The organism is Isoptericola dokdonensis DS-3 (assembly GCF_001636295.1).
GTDB lineage: Bacteria > Actinomycetota > Actinomycetes > Actinomycetales > Cellulomonadaceae > Isoptericola > Isoptericola dokdonensis.
This window is the reverse complement of record NZ_CP014209.1, coordinates 3,121,046-3,137,629: the sequence shown is the minus strand read 5'-3', so window position 1 is coordinate 3,137,629 and position 16,584 is coordinate 3,121,046. Positions and strand designations below refer to the sequence as shown.

Here is a 16,584-nt window from a genome sequence, read left to right as displayed (position 1 = left end):
ATCCGATGATCGACTGGCTCTTCACCGCGACGTTCACGGTCGGCGGCTCCGAGCCGATCCTGTGGCGCGAGGTCATCGGCAACGGGTTCGGCCTGGCGTCCGCGCTCGGCGGCATGCGGCGCAAGGTGTGGGCGTGGCCGGTGGGGATCGTCGGCAACGTCCTGCTGTTCACCGTGTTCCTCGGCTCCTGGTTCGGCGACGCGGGCCGCCCCGACATGCTCGGCCAGGCGGGCCGCCAGGTCATGTTCATCGCCGTGTCCGTGTACGGGTGGATGCGCTGGCGCGAGACCCGCCGCCAGGACCTGGAGGTGCGCGCCGACGGCAAGGTGCCGTCGTCGGGCGGGCAGGGCGTGCACCCGCAGTGGGCCACCTGGTGGCAGCGGATCCTCCTCGTCGCAGCGATGGCCGTGGGCACGCTGGCGCTCACCCCGCTCTTCCGCGCCCTCGGCTCCTACGAGCCGGTCTGGGCCGACGCCTGGATCTTCATGGGCTCCCTGCTCGCCACGTACGGCATGGCGCGCGGCTGGGTGGAGTTCTGGCTGATCTGGGTCGCCGTCGACGTCGTCGGCGTGCCCCTGCTGTGGAGCGCCGGCTACTACGCCACCGCGCTGATGTACGTGTTCTACGGCGCGTTCACGCTCGTCGGGTTCTTCGTGTGGTGGCGGGTGCACCGCCGCGAGCAGGCCGCCCTCGCCTGACGGTACGGATCCCCGTCGCCGCCCGAGGTGATGCGTTCCACGAGCCTCGGTGTGAGGGTGGAACGATGCGCATCGTCATCGTGGGCGGGACGGGGAACGTCGGGACCGCACTCCTGAGGGCCCTGACCGCAGAACCCGCCGTCACCTCCGTGCTGGGCGTCGCACGACGCCTGCCGGACCGCACCGCGGACCCCTACCGTCACGCCCGGTGGGCGGCGCTCGACCTCGCCGCCCCGGACGACGCACCCGTCGTCGACGAGCTCACGCGGCTCTTCGCGGGTGCGGACGCCGTGGTCCACCTGGCGTGGCTGATCCAGCCCAACCGCGACCGCGACCTGCTGCGCCGCACCAACGTCGACGGGACCCGCCGCGTCGGCGAGGCCGCGGCACGCGCCGGGGTCCCGCACCTCGTCGTCGCGTCGTCGGTGGGCGCCTACTCCCGCGCCCACGACGACGTCCCGCACGCGGAGGACTGGCCGACGCGCGGCATCGCCTCGTCCCACTACAGCGTCGACAAGGCCGCGCAGGAGCGCGTGCTCGACGACCTGGAACGGCGGCACCCGGGGCTCCGCGTGGCCCGGGTGCGGCCGGCGCTGATCTTCCAGGGGGACGCCGGGCACGAGATCGTGCGCTACTTCGTCGGCCCGCTCGTACCCGTGGGCGTCCTGCGCGGGCACCTGCCGGTGCTGCCGCTGCCGAGTGGTCTGCGGCTGCAGGCCGTCCACGCCGACGACGTCGCGGACGCCTACCTGCGGGTCGTGCTGGGGCGGCACGGGGGCGCCTTCAACGTTGCCGCGCCCGAGCTGCTCCGCGGGCCCGACCTGGCACGCGTGGTCGGTCACGGCCGGGTGCTCGAGCTCCCCCGGGGCGTCGTGCGGGCCGCCCTCGCCACCGCCTACGACCTGCGCGCCGTCCCGACCGACCCCGGCTGGCTCGACATGGGGATGGGCGTGCCCGTGATGGACACGACCCGCGCCGTGACGGAGCTCGGGTGGCGGCCCCGGCACAGCGCGGCGGCAGCGCTCGCCGACGTCGTCGACGGCATGGCCGACGGCCGAGGGCTCGCCTCCGGCCCGCTCCGGCCGGCGACGCACCCCGACGGCTCGTCGCCCGTCGACGACGGCGCGGGAGTGCCGGCCGAGATCGACACCGAGCTGCTGGGCCTCTACCTGTCCGACCATCTCACCGGTGCCACGGCGGGCCTCGGACGGATCGATCGCATGGTCGGGTCGTACCCGGACTCGCCGTTCCACCCGGAGCTCGCCGAGCTCGCCGTGCAGATCCGCGCCGAACGGGCGCTGTACGTCTCGCTGCTGCCCGCCCTCGGCCTGCCCCGCCGTCCGTGGCGTCAGGCGGCCGCCGGTCTGGCGGAGCGGCTGGGCCGCCTCAAGCTCAACGGGCGGGTCGTGAGCAGGTCTCCGCTGTCGCTGGTGCTCGAGGTGGAGCTCATGCGCTCGGCCGTGGTCGGCAAGCTCGGCGGGTGGCAGACGTTGCACGACCTCGCCCCGGAGCTCGGGCTGGACCCCGAGCGGTTCGCGGTGCTCGCCGCTCGCGCGCACCGCCAGCTCGCCCTGCTCGACCGGCTCCACGCGCACGCCCGCGCGGGTGCCTTCCACCTCACCTGACGACGCAGGGCGCCGCCCCCTCCGGGTGGGAGGGGACGACGCCCTGCGGGTGCGGCCCGCCGGGGCTGGTGGACCCGGCGGTGCGCACGGTCTGCGGCGTCGACCCACGCCGTCAGTCTGGGGTGGTCAGGCGAACCGGAACCTGCGCCGCGTTCGCCCTCGGCTCCGCTGCGGGCGAGTGCCTTGCTGCGCTGCGGCCCTCACCCTCCGCTCACCTCAGGCGAACGCGGAGAAGCCGGTGATGTCGCGGCCCACGATGAGCGCGTTCATCGACTCGGTGCCCTCGTAGGTGTGGATGGCCTCGATGTCGGCGAAGTGCCGGGCGACGCGGTTGCCGAGCAGGATGCCGTTGCCGCCGAGCATGTCGCGGGCGATCTGGGCGACCTCGCGGGCACCGCGGGTGCAGGTGTACTTCGCGAGGGACGCCTGCTCACCGGTGAGGGTGCCGGCGTCGGCGAGCTCGGTGAGGCGCGCGACGAGGAGCTGCATCTGCGTGACGGTGGAGAGCATGCGGGTGAGGCGCTCCTGGACCATCTGCTGCGCGGCGAGCGGCTTGCCGAACTGGATGCGCTGCTGGGCGTACGCCACGGCGGACTCGTAGCAGGCGATCGCGTGCCCGACGGCGGACCACGCGACGGTGAGGCGGGTCGCGAAGAGCACGGCGGCGGTCGCCTTGAAGGAGGTGGCGCCGGGCAGGGCGGCGTCGGCGGGGACGAACACGTCGTCGAGCACGATGTGCGCCTGCCAGATGGCGCGCAGGGACGCCTTGCCCTCGATGGTGGTGCCCGTGTAGCCGGGGGCGTCCTGCGGGACGATGAAGCCGTGGACCTGGTTGTCGCCGTCGTCCCCGACCAGGCGGGCCCAGACGACGGTGATGTCGCCGCAGGAGCCGAACCCGATCCACTTCTTCTCGCCGTCCAGGACGTAGCCCTCGACGCCGTCGCGGGTCTCGCGGCGGGCGGTGGTCTCCAGGGAGACGGAGTCGGAGCCGTGGGTGGGCTCGGTGAGCGCGAACGCGCCGAGGATCTCCCCGCGCGCCATCGGCTCGGCGTACCGCTCGACCTGCTCGGGCGAGCCGTGCATGACGATGGAGCGCAGGGCGAGGCCGCCCTGGACGCCGCAGATGGTGGCCACGGAGCCGTCGCCGCGGGACATCTCCATGCTGGCGAGGCCCTCGGCCATGAACGACACCGTGGGGCGCCCGGCGACGTCGACGCCGTCGCGCAGGAGGTCGAGCTCACCCATCTTCTTCACGAGGTCGAACGGCACCTCGGCGCGCTCCCAGTAGCCGTCGATGACCGGCAGGACCTCGTCCTGGACGAACGCGCGGACGGCGAGCTGGTGCTCGCGCGCCTCGGGGGCGACGCCGGCGAACGCGCCGGCGTAGTCGACGTCCGACGGCGTGGTGAGGTCGTAGTCGGGCGCGGTGACGCCGGGCATGACGGGGGCGGGGCGGGGCATGGGGCACCTCTCTCGAGCGGGAGCGACGGCGCCGCCGACGAGGCTGGTGGCGGCGGCGCCGTTCTGCTCCCATCATGCGCCTGCGACGCAGTCTCAGTCAACTGATACGACGTCCCATTCACCGGCGCGCGCCGTTCTGCCACCATGTCCCCGTGCCCGACGACGCGGACCTCCGCCCCTCCGACCGCCCCACCGGCGGCACCCCCGCGCGCACGACCGGGGACGACACCGCCGCCGGCGACCGGGGCGGCCGCTACCTCACGTCCCCGTGGCTGCTCGCGCTGGCGTTCGCCGTCGTGCACGCCAAGCTCGTCCACGAGGCGATCATCTGGCAGAACACGATCTTCGGGGACGTCACCCTCTACGAGTGGTGGGCCCGCTACGGGCTCGACCACGGCCAGTGGCCCGTCCTCGACTACGACTGGGTGTACCCCGTCGGCGCGCTCCTGCCCGTCGGGCTGCCCGCCCTGCTCTCCGACGACGTCCTCGGCTACGAGATCGTGTGGGTGGCCCTCGTCGTCGCCCTGAACGCGCTGGCCACCGTGCTGCTCGTCCGCTCCACGCCGCGCGGTGCGCTCGGCGCCTGGTGGTGGCTGCTGTTCCTGCTGGCCCTCGGCCCGATCTTCCTCGGCCGGCTCGACGGCGTGATCGCCCCGCTCATCCTCGTCGCCCTCGTCGTCGCGCGCCGCCACCCGCGCGTCGCCGTCGCCGTCGCGACCCTCGGTGCGTGGATCAAGATCGCGCCCGGCGCGGTCGTCGTCGCCGTCGCCGCGACCCGGCGGGACCTGCGTGACCTGCTGCGCGCCGTCGTCGTGCCCGGCGCCGTCGTCAGCCTCGTCGTCGTGGGCCTCGCCCTGTTCGGCGGTGCGGGCTCCCGCGCGCTCAGCGTGTTCGGCGAGCAGGGGGACCGCACCCTCCAGGCGGAGTCCGTGTTCGGCACCTGGTTCTCCGTCGCGCGGCTGTGGGACCCGACCGTCGTCATCGACTACAACGACGAGATCTTCACCTACGAGTTCACCGGTGACGCCGCCCGCGCGGTCGCGGACCTGCTCGACTGGCTGCTGATCGTCGCCGTCGTCGCCGTCGCCGCGGTCACCTGGTGGGCGGCGCGCCGCCACCCCGCCCGCACGTACGAGCTCGTGCTGCTCAGCGCGGCCGCCCTGCTCGTCGCCCTCATCGTGTTCAACAAGGTCGGCTCGCCGCAGTTCATCGCGTGGATCGGCCCGCCCGTCGCCGTCGCGCTCGCCGCCGTGCCCGCCGGGCGTCCGCTGCGCTGGTGGTGGCCCCCCGCCCTCGGCATGGTGCTCGCCGCGTACGCCACCTACCTCGTCTACCCCGTGGCCTACGGGCCTTTCCTCGAGGGGCAGCCGTGGATGGTCGCCGTCGAGGCCCTGCGCAACCTCGCCCTCGTCGTGCTCATGCTCGGCGCCCTGTGGCGGATCGTCCGTGTCGGTGCGTCGAAGGCTCCCGAGCCCGTACGGTCCGCGTAGTTCTCGGCGTCCGTTTCCCGGGCGTTCCGCCACCCGACCACGACACGTCGCCGCGCGCACCCCCGGACGTCACCCGCCGCCGGGACAGTGCGAGCGTGAGGGTAGCGATCGTCGCAGAGTCCTTCCTCCCGCAGGTCAACGGGGTCACGAACTCCGTGCTGCGGGTCCTCGAGCACCTCGGCACCACCGGCCACGAGGCCCTCGTCCTCGCGCCCGACGCCGACGACGACGTGCCGCCGTTCGTGCACGGCGCGCCCGTCGTCGAGGTCCCCGCCGTCGGCCTGCCGGGCTACCCGGACGTGCGGGTCGTCGTCGGGCAGCGTGCCCGGATCGAACGGACGCTGGCGGCGTTCGCGCCGGACGTCGTGCACCTCGCCTCGCCGTTCATGCTCGGGTACCGGGGGCTCCAGGCCGCCGAGACCCTCGGGGTGCCGACGGTGGCCGTCTACCAGACCGAGGTGCCGGGGTACGCCGCCCGGTACGGGATGCGGCACCTGGAGCCGCTGCTGTGGCGGCGCGTGCGCAACCTGCACGACCGCGCGACCGTCAACCTGGCGCCGTCCTCCTCGACCATCGACCACCTGCGCGCCCGGGGCGTCCCGCGGCTGCACCACTGGGGCCGCGGCGTCGACACGGTCCAGTTCCACCCCGGCGCCCGCGTGGAGGCGTGGCGGGCCCGGGTCGGGGCGGGACGGCCGCTGCTCGTCGGATACGTCGGGCGGCTCGCCGCGGAGAAGCAGGTGGAGGCGCTGCGCGTGCTCGACGACCTGCCCGGCGTACGGCTCGTCGTCGTCGGGGACGGCCCCGAGCGGCCCCTGCTGGAGAGCCTGCTGCCCGACGCGCACTTCACCGGGCTGCTGCGCGGCGCCGAGCTCGCCCGCGCGACGGCCAGCCTCGACGTGTTCGTCCACCCCGGCGAGCTGGAGACGTTCGGCCAGACCCTCCAGGAGGCGCTGGCCAGCGGCGTGCCCGTCGTGGCGCCCGCGACCGGCGGGCCGCTCGACGTCGTCGCGCACTCCCACACCGGTTGGCTCTACCCGCCCGGGGACCACGCGGCGTTGCGCGCGCACGTCGTGGACCTGCTGGGCGACGCCCGCAAGCGGGCCGCGTTCGGGCAGGCCGCCCGCGAGCGCGCGCTGGGCCGCACGTGGGCGAAGGTGTGCCACGAGCTGGTGCAGCACTACGAGGCCGCGCGCCAGACCGCGGGGGTGTGAGCGTGCGGATCGTCCACGTCGCCAACGCGTACGCTCCGCGCTCGGGCGGCATCCGCACGGCCATGCACGCGCTCGCCGGCGAGTACCGGGCCCGCGGCCACGAACCGGTGCTCGTCGTGCCCGGCCCGACGGCGCGGGTGCGGGACGCCGACGGCGTCCGGGTGGTCGAGGTGGCCGCGCCACCCGTGCCCGGCGCCCCCGGCTACCGGATGGTGGTGCGGCCGGGCGCCGTGCGCGACCTGCTGGACACCCTGGAGCCGGACCGACTGGAGGTGTCGGACCGCGCCTCGCTCACCGGGCTCGGCCTGTGGGCGCGCGACGCCGGGGTGCCGTCGCTGGCGTTCCTGCACGAGCGGCTCGACGGCGTCCTCGCCGCGTTCTGGCCGGGTGCGGGTAGCGGGGCCCGGCCCGGGCCCGTCGGGCGGCGGCTCGCGCCCGCCGTCGCCGACGCGTGGAACGCCGCCACCCTCACCCGGTTCGACCGGCTGGTCGCCACCACCCAGTTCGCCGCGGGTGAGGTCGAACGGCTCGCGGGGCGCCGCATCCTGCCGCCGCTGCACCGGGTGCCGCTCGGTGTCGATCTGGACCGGTTCACGCCCGACCGGTTCGACGCCGGGCTGCGTCGCCGGCTCGCGCCGCACGGCGAGGCCGTGGTGCTGGTCGTGAGCAGGCTGTCCCGGGAGAAGCGCGTCGACCTCGCCGTCGAGGCCGTCGGGCGGCTCGTCGCGGACGGTGTCGCGGTGCGGCTCGTGGTCGCCGGCAGCGGGCCGCAGCTGCGCCGGCTGCGTGCCCGCGCGTCGGCCCGGGGCGTCGACGCCCGGTTCCTCGGGTTCGTGCCCGACCGCGACGACGTCGCCGCGCTGCTCGCCACCGCCGACGTGGTGGTCGCCCCCGGGCCCGTCGAGACGTTCGGGCTCGCCGCACTGGAGGCGCTGGCCTGCGGCACGCCCGTCGTGTGCAGCACGACCAGCGCGCTGCCCGAGGTCGTCGGCGCCGCCGGGGCCGCGGCCGCCCCCGAGCCCGCCGCGCTGGAGCTGGCCGTGCGCGTCGTGCTGGACCGTGACGCCCGCGAGCGCCGCCGCACGGCCCGGGAACGGGCCGAGCTGTTCGGCTGGGCGGCGTCCGCGAAGGCGATGCTGCGCCTGCACGGCGCGGACGTCCGCGCACCGGCGCCCGCGCGGGGTGCGGTGGTCGTGCGAGGCGCCCGGTGACGGGCGGGCCCGTCGTCGTCGCGCTCGGCGACTCCATCACCGCGGGCGTGGGGGACGTCGTCGCCCCGGACGCGCCGCACGGACCCGGCTGGGCGGCGCACCTCGCGACCCTCTGCGGCGCGGCGACGTTCACGAACCTGGCGAGCAACGGGGCGCGGGCGCGATCGGTCGTCGCGGAGCAGCTCGACGCGGCCCTGGCGCTCGACCCGGACGTCGTGACGCTCGTCGCGGGCGGCAACGACGCGCTGCGCAGCGACTTCTCCCCCGTCGAGGTCGCCGGGCACCTGGCGGTCTGTGTCGACGTGCTGCGCGGGCGCGGCGCGACGATCGTGCTGGCGACCCTGCCGCCCATCGGCCTGTTCGAGCTGTTGCCGCCGCGGGTGCGGCGGGTGATGCGGGCGCGGGTCGAGGCCGTGAACGCGACGGTCCGCGTGGTCGCCCGGGGCCTCCCGGTGTTCGCCGTCGGGGATGCCCTGCGCGCCGCGGGGATCGGGGCGTGGCACGTCGACCGGGTGCACCCGTCGCCGCTCGGGCACCGGCACGTCGCTGCGGCCGCGTACCGGCGGCTCGCCCGCGGCGGGGGCGGCCTCGACGCGGCGACGCTCGTCGGCCGCCTGCCCGCCGCGCCGGCGCCACCGTCGGCCGTCGCACGGGCCGCCTGGCTCGCCGTCGCGGGCGTCCCCTGGGCCTGGCGGCGGGGACGCGACTTCCTGCCGGGCCTGGTGCGGGCCGTCGTCGACGACGCCCGGGGCGTGCCGCTCGACCTGCCCGCCCTCAGCCCGGCGCTGCCCGCCCAGGCCACGGCGGAGGCGTTCATCCCCAGGTCATGAACGGTTCACCGGCCGGGGGCCGGGCCGCCACCGGCCGCCCCTAGCGTTCCGGCGACGGGCGTCGCGGCCTGCGCGCGCCCCGGGAACCACGGAGGACCACTTGTCTCGCAGAACCCGTCCCCTGTTCGCGCTCGGCGCCGCCGCCGCGCTGACGCTGCCGCTGGCGCTGTCCGCCTCGGCGGCCTCTCCCGCGCCGTTCGACCCGGTCGAGCACCTCGCCGACGACGCCCGGATCACCATCGACCCGATCGGCACCTACTCGACCGGTGTGTTCGACGAGTCCGCGCAGGAGATCGTCGCCTACCACGCGCTCACGCGCCGCATGTTCACCGTCGACGCGGCCGCCGCGCAGGTCCGCGCCCTCGACGTGCGCCGCCCCGAGTCCCCCACCGAGCTGTTCGCCGTGCAGACCACGGGCGTGCAGGCCGCCGACGGGTCGGTCGTCCCCGAGGGCGCCGTCGCGAACTCCGTGGCGGTGCGGCCCGACGGTCTGGGCGTGATCGCCGTCGAGTCCGACGTCAAGACCGACCTGGGCTGGCTGGTGTTCTTCGACGCCGCCGGTCGCGGGGCCGCGCTCGGCGCCGTGCGCGTCGGCTCCCTGCCCGACATGGTGACGATCACGCCCGACGGCCGCACCGCCGTCGTCGCGAACGAGGGCGAGCCCGCCGACGACTTCAGCGTCGACCCCGAGGGCTCGGTGTCGGTCGTCGACCTGCCCGTCCTCAAGCGCAAGGCGTCGTCGCTGCGCCAGAAGGACGTCGCCACCGCCGACTTCCACGCGTTCGAGGGTGCGAACCTGCCCGACGGCGTGCGCGTCTTCGGGCCGGACGTCGCCGACGCCTCCGGGTCGCTGGAGCACCGCGTGTCGCGCAACCTCGAGCCGGAGTACGTGACCGTCGACTCCCGCTCCCGCACCGCCTACGTGACGCTGCAGGAGGCGAACGCGATCGCCGTCGTCGACCTCAAGCGGGCGAAGGTGACCGACGTCTGGTCGCTCGGCGCCAAGGACCACTCCGTCGTCGGGCAGGGCATCGACCCGTCGGACCGCGACGACGTCGCCGACGTCCGCACCGTACCCGTGAAGGGCCTGTACATGCCCGACACGATCTCGTCGTACCAGGTGGGTCGCGAGACGTACCTCGTCACCGCGAACGAGGGCGACGCCCGCGAGTGGGGCGACTACGTCGAGCCCGCCCGCGTCAAGGACCTCGGCGACGACGGCCTCGCGCCCGTCTGCGCGGACTCCCCCGCCGCCGCGCTGCTCGACGACGCCGACCTCGGCCGCCTCAACGTCACCACCGCGTCCGGGCTGCGTGCCGACGGCTCCTGCTACGAGGAGCTGTACGCGATGGGCGGCCGGTCGTTCTCCATCTGGAGCACGGACGGCGAGCTCGTCTTCGACTCCGGCGAGCAGCTCGAGGAGGTCACGGCCGCGGCGCTCGGCGACGCGTTCAACACCAACCACTCCGAGACCGGTTTCGAGGGGCGCAGCGACGACAAGGGCCCCGAGCCCGAGGCGCTCACCCTCGGCGAGGTGTCCGGGCGCACCTACGCGTTCGTCGGTCTGGAGCGTGCCAGCGGCGTCATGATCTTCGACGTCACGTCGCCGCGGCGCACCGAGTTCGTCTCGTACGTCTCGAACCGCGACTACTCGGTGTCCGTCGAGGACGCCCTCGACGACGGCGCCGACGTCGGCGAGACGCTGGCCGCCGCCGGTGACCTCGGCCCCGAGGGCATCACCTTCGTCCCCTGGTACGCCTCCCCGACCTGGCAGCCCATGCTCGCCGTCGCCAACGAGGTGTCCGGCACGACGACGCTGTACGACGTCGAGCGGGTCACCCGCCGCTGAGCCCTCCCCCGGTACGCCGTGGGCGCACTCCCTTCGGGGGGGTGCGCCCACGGTCGTGTCCGGAGCCTGCTCAGCGCAGGCCGGCGAGGCGCAGCAGCGCGAGCACCAGGTACGGCAGCGAGCCGACGACGAGACCCACGCGGTGATCGCCGTCATGGCCTCATCATGAACCGGCCACCCTGGCAAGTTACCGTAAATCGCATTACCGTAATGGCTACTACGGTTCTTGAGAGGAGCTGTTCGTGCCGACGCTCGCCCGCCCCACCGACCTCTTCGACCGCACCGACGAGTGGGAGGACCTCTCCGACCTCGTCTCGGCCGACCGACCGGGCCTGCGCGTCGCCGTCGTCACCGGCCGTCGACGCCACGGCAAGAGCTACCTGTTACGGCGGCTCGCGCGAGCCGCCGGCGGGCTCTATCACCAGGCCCGCGAGCTCGACCGGACGACCGCCCTGCGAGAGTTCGCCGCCGATGTCGCCGATCACCTCGACCTCGATCCTGATGCGCTCCGCTTCGACGACTGGGAGACGGCGTTCCGCACGGCGCTCGGCCTGCGCCGTGGCCGCTCACGAGGTGCTGCAGTCGGCACGCCCCTGCTCGTCGTCGACGAGCTCCCCTATCTCCTGACGCACTCCCCCGAGATCCCCTCCGTCCTGCAGCTCCTCTACGACGAGGCTCAGGACGCCCTCGACCGACCGGGCACCACCCTGGTGCTGTGCGGGTCGGCCCTGTCGGTCATGCGCGAGCTGCTGACCGGCGCCCGGCCGCTCCGCGGCCGCGCGCAGCTGGAGCTGACTCTCCGCCCCTTCGATTACCGGACATCCCGCGACTACTGGGGCATCACCGATCCCCTGGTCGCCTTCCACGTCGACGCGATCCTCGGCGGCACCCCCGGCTACCGCCAGCTCGTCACCGCTCCGCCCCCCACGACGATCGACGGGCTCGAGGACTGGCTGGCCCGTCAGGTGCTGAGCCCCGCGAGCGCACTCTTCAACGAGAAGTCCTTCCTCCTCCGTGAAGACCCCCGCAACCTCGACAAGACCGTCTACCACTCCGTCCTCCAGGCCGTCGCCGACGGGAACCACTCGCCCGCGTCGATCGGCACCGCCGTCGGGCGCGACTACAACACCCTGAAGCATCCGCTCGGCGTCCTGGAGACCACCGGCTTCCTGAACCGGGTCGACGACGTCCTCACCCGGCGGCGGCCGCTCTACTACCTCGCGGACCCCGTCGTGCGCTTCGCCCAGGTGGTCGTCGACCCGCACCGCACGATGCTCGAGGAGCGCGACACGCACGGCGCGTGGCGAGCCGCAACGAACGCCTACTCCTCTCAGGTGCTCGGCCCGCACCTCGAGCACCTCGCCCGGGTGTGGACGGCACGCTTCTCCGGTGACCGGTGGGGCGCTCCGCTCGGCCAGGTCGGCCCCGCCGTCGTCAACGACGCGCGCGCACGCCGCCAGCACGAGATCGACGTGGTCGCCCTCGAACGTGGGCGCCGGCCCTACGACGTCAAAGCACGCGTCGTCGTTCTCGGGGAGGCGAAGTCCACGAACCGACGACGTACGGCGGCGGACCTGCGGCGGCTCGAGCACCTTCGGGACGCCCTCGACGCCTCGGGGCGGGACTCCGTCGGAGCCCACTTCGCGCTGTTCAGCAGGTCCGGGTTCGACGACAAGCTCGTCGACGAGGCCTCTCGCCGGGACGACGTCCACCTCGTCAGCCTCGACGACCTCTACACGAGTAGCCGATAGCCGCCCACGCTCCTGGCGCGTCGCTCCGCAGAACGGTGCCCGAGCAGAGCGGCCGCGCTAGGTTCACGCACGTGACGGACGACATGGTCGAGGTGAGGTGGCGGTTCCGACGCCGGACGGCGCGGATCGTGGGCGTGGGCGCCGGCGTGGTGGTGCTCGTCGGGGTCTGGTGGGCGGTCTCCGCGCAGGGCGTCGTGGAGACGGGGTCGTCGAGCTGGTCGCCCGGCTACCGCGACGAGTGCTCGTTCTCCGACGAGGACTTCTGGGCCCTGTACGCGGCCGACGAGGACGTCGTCGCCGTGCAGACCGTCCTCAACTGGTCACCGTGGCCCGTCGAGGTCGTCAGTTCCCGGCCCGACGTGTTCCGGTTCGGTGCCGTCCTCAACGAGCTCACGACGTTCCCCTCCGTCGACAGTGCGGTCCCCCCGCCCGACGAGACGACCGAGCGTGCAGTCATCCCGGCCGGGGAGGAGGTCCTGATGTGGATCTCGGAACCGTTCCCCGAGGACGGGTCGATGCCCGACGGGTCCGAAGGGATCGACAACCGCATCGGCATCGACGGCGCCGACGTCCAGGTGTGGTCCCTCGGCCTCCCCCACGATGCCCGGGTCGAGTTCCGCGGCTCCCTCTGGCAGAGCGAGCTCCCCGCGGACTCCGCCGCCTTCCAGCGTGAGCTCGCCGAGATGTGCCTCGACGATGAGTGACCCGCGACGCACCGTGCGGCGGCTCATCGGCCTCGGTGCCGGCATCTGCGTGGCGGCGGGCGTCGTCGCGTTCGTCTTCTTGCTCCAGCCGTGGCGCTCCTGCCCCGACGACGATGTGCCGGCGGGCTGCCCGGCTCTGCCCGAGGACGCCGCTGTCGTCACGGTCGCGCTGGTCGTCATGCTGGTGAGTGCCGTCGTCACCGTCGTCGGCTACGGCATCTGGACGACGGTCCGCCGCTGACGGCGCTCCCGCGCGACGTCAGCGGCGGCGCGCCTCGATCAGGTGCCGGGTGGAGTGCCCGACGAACGGGCCGTCGGCCGCGATGAGGTCGTGCAGGTCCCGCAGCCGGTCGCGGTAGGCCTCCACCGTGAAGCCGGGCACCCACCAGATCACCTTGCGCAGCAGGTAGACGACGGCGGCGACGTCGTGGATCTCGATGCGCAGGTGTGCGGTGCGCAGGTCGACGATCTCCAGCCCGGCTGCCCGCGCTGCCGCGGCCTCGTCGTCGGGGTGGCGGCCACGCCGTGCCTCCGGCTGGGGGCCGAGGAAGAACTCGATGAGCTCGAACACGCTGGCCGGGCCGACGTGCTGCGCGAGGTACGTGCCGCCGGGCCGCAGGACGCGGGCGATCTCGTCCCACCAGATCGTCGCGGGGTGCCGGCTCGTCACCAGGTCGAACGCGCCGTCCGCGAACGGCAGGGGCGGCTCGTCCGGGTCCGCGACCACCACCACGCCTCGGGGGTGCAGCCGCCGCGTCGCCCGGGCGACGTTGGGCGGCCACGACTCCGTCGCCACGGCAGTGGCCGGGAACCGTTCCGCCTCGGCGAGCACCTCCCCGCCGCCGGTCTGCACGTCGAGCGACGCCGACGCCGTCGCGAGCCGCTCCGCGAGGAGGCGCGCGTATCCCCACGGCGGGCGTTCCTCCGTCGCCCGGCCCTCCAGCCACGAGAAGTCCCAGCCGGTGACGTCCGCGGACGCCCCGGCCGCGATCAGCGCATCGAACGGGTCGGTCACGCACCGACCTTCTCAGACCCGGTGGGCGACGCCCAGCGGATTCCGCGCACGATCGCCGCGGACTCGTCGATGCCGCGGCACACTCCTCGTTCGGTGGGCGCCGAGGCGACGATCTGGTTAGCGTCGAAGTCCCCCACGAGAGGAGTCGACATGACGCTGAAAGGCAAGGTCGCCCTGGTCACAGGCACGGGATCCGGCATCGGACGCGCCACCGCCGTCCGCCTCGCCCGCGAGGGCGCCACCGTCGTCGCGCTCGGCCACCGGCAGGAGAGCGCGGACGACGTCGCGGCCGAGATCCGCGCCGACGGCGGCAGCGTGCTGCCCGTGGCGGGCGACGTCGGAGACGCCGCCACCGTGCGCGGCGTCATCGAGCGGGTCGAGCGGGAGCTCGGTCGGCTCGACGTCGTCGTCGCGAACGCCGGCGTCAACGGCGTCTGGGCGCCCCTCGACGAGCTGGAGCCCGAGGAGTGGGAGAGCACGATCGGCACCAACCTCACCGGCACGTTCCTCACCGTCCGGTACGCGGTGCCGCTGCTCGTGCGGCAGGGCGGCGCCGTCGTCGTCGTGTCGTCGATCAACGGCACCCGCACCTTCAGCAACTCCGGGGCGTCCGCCTACGCCACGAGCAAGGCCGGGCAGGTCGCGTTCGCCCGCATGGCCGCCGTCGAGCTCGGTCCGCGCGGCGTCCGCGTGAACGCCGTCTGCCCGGGCGCCATCGACACCGAGATCGGCGACAACACCGAGCACCGCCACACCGACAGCCTCGGCGTGCGGGCCGAGTTCCCCGACGGCGCGATCCCGCTCACCGGCACCGAGCCCGGCCAGTCCGCGCAGGTCGCCGACGCCATCGCGTTCCTCGTGTCCGACGCCGCGAGTCACGTCACCGGTACGGAGGTGTTCGTCGACGGCGGGCAGTCGCTCGTCGTCTGACCCGAGGCCTCCGCGCAGCTCGTCCGTCGTCCACGGCACCGACGACCGCCGGGCGAGAAGTACCCTCTGACCGTGGACCGACCGAGCCCGCAGGACGCCCTCCGCAGCACCGTCCGCATCGCCTCGTGGTTCTCCGTGATCAGCGCCTCGGCGGCTGTCCTCCACCTCGCCGCGACCTGGTGGGCCGAGCACACCGCACACCCGAACCTGCTGGTCATCGAGGTCGTCCTCCCCGTGGCCCGCGTCTGCTCCCTGTTCGTGCCGTCGCTCCTGGCCATCGCCGTCGGCTGCTGGGTCGCCGCCCTGTTCACCTGGCGCCGGGTCTGGCCCGAGGCTCGGCGGGTCGGGGGCTCGCGGCCGCTGTCGTGACGGCGACGGGTCGGCCGGCGCGGTGCGCGCGACTACCGCACGAGCCGGAGCGCCGCGATGCCGCCGAACGAGTCGCCCGGGTCGGTCGCTCCGTCGGCGGCGAACCCGTTGCGCTCGTAGAAGCGGAGGGCCCGCGGGTTGTGCTCGGCGACCCACAGCTGGGCGGGCGTTCCCGGCGGCAGCACGTGGTCGAGAAGCACCTGCCCGATCCCGCTGCCGTGGTGCGAGGCGAGCACATAGAGCTGGTAGAGCTCCTGGTCGCGCACCGGCGGGTGACCGTCGCTCTCGCGTCCCTCCCGGGCCAGCGCGATGCCCACGACCTGCCCGTCCACCTCGCCGACGACGGCGGGCAGACCATCGTCGAGCCAGCGCTGCCAGGTGGTCGTGCTGCGCTCCAGCGAAGCGCGCTCCCAGAACGCCGCGCTGGCCAGGCCCGTGTAGGTCTCGCCCCACGACGTGTAGTGGACGAACGCGCACGCTGCGGCGTCATCGGGCGTCGCCGCACGGACAGTGATCTCGGGCGTCGGCACGGTCATGACGGGAAGGCTAGCGAGGCGGGTCTGCGCCACCAAGGGTCCGGCGAGTCGACCCCCGCAGGTTTAGGTGTCCGCGGCGTCCCTCGACCGTTGCCGAACGCCGCCGCGGTAGTGGACGACGGCGAGTCCGTGGACGACGTCAGTCGACGACTCCCGGCTCAGAGGGCCGTAGCGCCATGCCCATCACCGTCCGACTTCCCCGCGATCCGGTGGTGTCGTCGTCGACATGCTCCATGCCGATCTTCTCCGCGATGCGGCGCGACGCCGTGTTGTCCGGGTGGATGATCGCGACGAGCTCCGACGCTCCGAGAACGTCTCGCGCGAAGTCACGGCACGCCTCGGCCGCTTCGGTGGCGTAGCCCTGTCCCTGTCGGTCGCGGCGGACGTGATAACCGACCTCGAGCCGGGCTGACCCGTTGACCTGCTGCCAGGTCAGTCCGCAATCACCGACGAACTCACCGTCGTGGGTCTCGATCACCCAGAGGCCATGCCCGTGTTGCGCGTAGTTCCGCCGGCTCCAGTCGATCCAGTCCAGTACCTCGTGCCTGGTCTTCGGCGCGGGGTAATAGGCCATGACCTCAGCATCACCGAGCAGCGCGGCCATCGCATCGAGGTCATCGCGGGTCATCTCCCGAAAGCGAAGGCGGGGCGTCGAGGCTGGAACCACCTCGAAACGCTACTCCACCGACGACGAAGGACCCCCCAGAGCCGCGGAATCTTGAGGGTGGGAGTCCTTCGGGTGGCGGTAGCGGTGGCTTCACAGCGGCGCGTTGGCCCGCCCTGCTCACTCGGGCACTTCTGGCGTCTGACCTGGTCTTTCGCGGTGCTGGCCGTTGGACTGCCTTGCACCCGCCGGCACCGATCCGGCGGCCAAAACGGAGGCAATCCGGCGACCTCCCTG

General features: G+C 73.9%; 17 protein-coding genes. 12 read left to right on the top strand and 5 right to left on the bottom strand.

The window, feature by feature from the left end; genetic code table 11:
• The first annotated feature begins 5 nt into the window (after positions 1 to 5).
• Both pnuC and I598_RS14320 read left to right on the top strand, forming a co-directional pair.
• Positions 6 to 698: a nicotinamide riboside transporter PnuC gene (gene pnuC, locus I598_RS14325; RefSeq protein WP_068203568.1), complete on the top strand. Its 693-nt coding sequence runs from the start codon at positions 6 to 8 to the stop codon at positions 696 to 698.
• A 65-nt stretch (positions 699 to 763) separates the two neighbouring features.
• Complete coding sequence (locus tag I598_RS14320) at positions 764 to 2,323, top strand: NAD-dependent epimerase/dehydratase family protein (protein ID WP_068203565.1); 1,560 nt, start codon at positions 764 to 766, stop codon at positions 2,321 to 2,323.
• Positions 2,324 to 2,539: 216 nt separating this feature from the next.
• On the opposite strand, the gene I598_RS14315 is transcribed toward I598_RS14320, so the two are convergent.
• The gene (locus I598_RS14315; protein ID WP_068203563.1) at positions 2,540 to 3,784 is read right to left on the bottom strand and encodes an acyl-CoA dehydrogenase family protein; all 1,245 of its coding nucleotides are present in this window, start codon (positions 3,782 to 3,784) and stop codon (positions 2,540 to 2,542) included.
• Between the two features lie 152 nt (positions 3,785 to 3,936).
• Here I598_RS14315 and I598_RS14310 point away from each other — a divergent pair, with 152 nt between their 5' ends.
• From I598_RS14310 to I598_RS14275, 8 genes are all read left to right on the top strand, one after another.
• Positions 3,937 to 5,274 (top strand): glycosyltransferase 87 family protein, encoded by a 1,338-nt coding sequence (locus tag I598_RS14310; RefSeq protein WP_232314172.1) that lies wholly within the window; start codon positions 3,937 to 3,939, stop codon positions 5,272 to 5,274.
• 95 nt (positions 5,275 to 5,369) lie between these two features.
• Positions 5,370 to 6,488 carry a glycosyltransferase family 4 protein gene (locus I598_RS14305; protein ID WP_068203562.1) on the top strand — a complete coding sequence of 373 codons (1,119 nt, stop codon included), beginning with the start codon at positions 5,370 to 5,372 and terminating at the stop codon, positions 6,486 to 6,488.
• Positions 6,485 to 7,699, top strand: coding sequence for a glycosyltransferase (locus I598_RS14300; protein ID WP_232314171.1), 1,215 nt, complete (start codon positions 6,485 to 6,487; stop codon positions 7,697 to 7,699). Before I598_RS14305 ends, I598_RS14300 begins: the two co-directional genes overlap by 4 nt.
• On the top strand, positions 7,696 to 8,529 hold the full coding sequence (locus I598_RS18185; protein ID WP_068203558.1) for an SGNH/GDSL hydrolase family protein: 834 nt from the start codon (positions 7,696 to 7,698) through the stop codon (positions 8,527 to 8,529). The genes I598_RS14300 and I598_RS18185 overlap by 4 nt, the downstream gene beginning before the upstream one ends.
• 100 nt (positions 8,530 to 8,629) lie before the next feature.
• Positions 8,630 to 10,378, top strand: coding sequence for a choice-of-anchor I family protein (locus I598_RS14290; RefSeq protein WP_068203556.1), 1,749 nt, complete (start codon positions 8,630 to 8,632; stop codon positions 10,376 to 10,378).
• A 242-nt stretch (positions 10,379 to 10,620) separates the two neighbouring features.
• Positions 10,621 to 12,129: an AAA family ATPase gene (locus tag I598_RS14285; protein WP_083973343.1), complete on the top strand. Its 1,509-nt coding sequence runs from the start codon at positions 10,621 to 10,623 to the stop codon at positions 12,127 to 12,129.
• Positions 12,130 to 12,200: 71 nt separating this feature from the next.
• Entirely contained in the window at positions 12,201 to 12,833 is a 633-nt protein-coding gene (locus tag I598_RS14280) for a hypothetical protein (RefSeq protein ID WP_157557254.1), read from the top strand.
• Entirely contained in the window at positions 12,826 to 13,074 is a 249-nt protein-coding gene (locus tag I598_RS14275) for a hypothetical protein (RefSeq protein ID WP_232314170.1), read from the top strand. Before I598_RS14280 ends, I598_RS14275 begins: the two co-directional genes overlap by 8 nt.
• 18 nt (positions 13,075 to 13,092) lie before the next feature.
• On the opposite strand, the gene I598_RS14270 is transcribed toward I598_RS14275, so the two are convergent.
• Together I598_RS14270 and I598_RS17720 are read right to left on the bottom strand one after the other, a co-directional pair.
• Positions 13,093 to 13,848 carry a class I SAM-dependent methyltransferase gene (locus tag I598_RS14270; protein WP_068203548.1) on the bottom strand — a complete coding sequence of 252 codons (756 nt, stop codon included), beginning with the start codon at positions 13,846 to 13,848 and terminating at the stop codon, positions 13,093 to 13,095.
• Entirely contained in the window at positions 13,845 to 14,000 is a 156-nt protein-coding gene (locus I598_RS17720; protein WP_157557253.1) for a hypothetical protein, read from the bottom strand. Before I598_RS17720 ends, I598_RS14270 begins: the two co-directional genes overlap by 4 nt.
• Here I598_RS17720 and I598_RS14265 point away from each other — a divergent pair.
• Entirely contained in the window at positions 13,999 to 14,778 is a 780-nt protein-coding gene (locus I598_RS14265) for an SDR family oxidoreductase (RefSeq protein ID WP_068203546.1), read from the top strand. The genes I598_RS17720 and I598_RS14265 overlap by 2 nt on opposite strands.
• A gap of 72 nt (positions 14,779 to 14,850) precedes the next feature.
• Entirely contained in the window at positions 14,851 to 15,147 is a 297-nt protein-coding gene (locus I598_RS14260) for a hypothetical protein (RefSeq protein ID WP_068203544.1), read from the top strand.
• 32 nt (positions 15,148 to 15,179) lie between these two features.
• Here I598_RS14260 and I598_RS14255 read toward each other — a convergent pair whose 3' ends face one another.
• The gene (locus I598_RS14255) at positions 15,180 to 15,683 is read right to left on the bottom strand and encodes a GNAT family N-acetyltransferase (RefSeq protein WP_068203542.1); all 504 of its coding nucleotides are present in this window, start codon (positions 15,681 to 15,683) and stop codon (positions 15,180 to 15,182) included.
• 139 nt (positions 15,684 to 15,822) lie between these two features.
• Complete coding sequence (locus tag I598_RS14250) at positions 15,823 to 16,311, bottom strand: GNAT family N-acetyltransferase (RefSeq protein WP_232314169.1); 489 nt, start codon at positions 16,309 to 16,311, stop codon at positions 15,823 to 15,825.
• Positions 16,312 to 16,584: the final 273 nt, after the last annotated feature.